Raw genomic sequence first — 888 nt, forward strand, 5'->3', positions numbered from 1 at the left:
ACGAGCCAGATATCTACTGTTGTTAATGATAGTTGGAACCTTGCAAATACTAAAGCAAGCTAAGTTAGAGATATTAGCAGAAGCACTGCCAATACCGATCCTGTTTGAGAGTCGGAGAAAAAAACTAAAAAGTATTTTTAAAGCTGGAAATTCTGAATATTGAAAAAATCTGGTTTCTCTGCCTAAAAGAGATGTTAAAACAGCAGGATAGATTCACAACAAAAGGATTAGTATATATTGCCATAGACCGAACGAGTTGGGGAGCAATTAATATCTTGATGGTGAGTCTAATTTATGACAAGAGAGCCATGGCAATCTATTGGGAGATATTGGATAAAAAAGGAAGTAGTAATCTCGAAGAACAGCAGCGAGTATTGGGGAAAATATTGACGGTGCTATCAGGTCATAAAATCGTGGTGTTAGGAGATAGAGAATTTTGCTCGGTCAGTCTTGGAAAGTGGCTTCAGAAGGAGAGTTTGTACTTTTGTTTAAGACAAAAACAAAGTACAAATGTGAAGAAAAAAGAAGGAATTTATCAAGAAATGAGAGCATTAGGTTTAAGTCGAGGAACTCAACTATTTTTGAATGATGTCAATATCACAAAAGAGCAGGGATTTGGACAGTTTAACTTAGCTGGTAAGTGGAAAAAACCTATCGGGGTTTTCAAACAAAAAAACCTTGGTATATTCTGACAAATTTTGGGGATTTAGAGACGGCAATAATTGCCTATCAAAAAAGATTTGATATTGAGGAGATGTTCCGAGATTTTAAGTCGGGAGGCTATAGCTTAGAAGGTTCTCAATTAGCACCGCAATACCTATCAAAGCTGATAATTGTTATAGCTATCGCCTATACAAGTGCCACACTACAAGGTAAAAAAATTAAGAA

General features: G+C 35.9%; 1 protein-coding gene and 1 pseudogene. Both read left to right on the plus strand.

Features of this window, described 5'->3' with window-relative positions; genetic code table 11:
• Window positions 1-191: 191 nt before the first annotated feature.
• Window positions 192-692, plus strand: coding sequence for a hypothetical protein (locus MICAI_RS25160; protein WP_008205351.1), 501 nt, complete (start codon window positions 192-194; stop codon window positions 690-692).
• A pseudogene (locus MICAI_RS27280) lies at window positions 641-888 on the plus strand (transposase); the annotation flags it as partial. The gene MICAI_RS25160 and the pseudogene MICAI_RS27280, both read left to right, overlap by 52 nt.

The organism is Microcystis sp. T1-4 (assembly GCF_000297435.1).
In the GTDB taxonomy this organism is placed as follows: domain Bacteria; phylum Cyanobacteriota; class Cyanobacteriia; order Cyanobacteriales; family Microcystaceae; genus Microcystis.

What these genes read in the sequence shown, in the direction of transcription:
- MICAI_RS25160 (WP_008205351.1), top strand. Translation starts at nt 192, where the DNA reads ATGTTAAAACAGCAGGATAGATTCACAACAAAAGGATTAGTATATATT.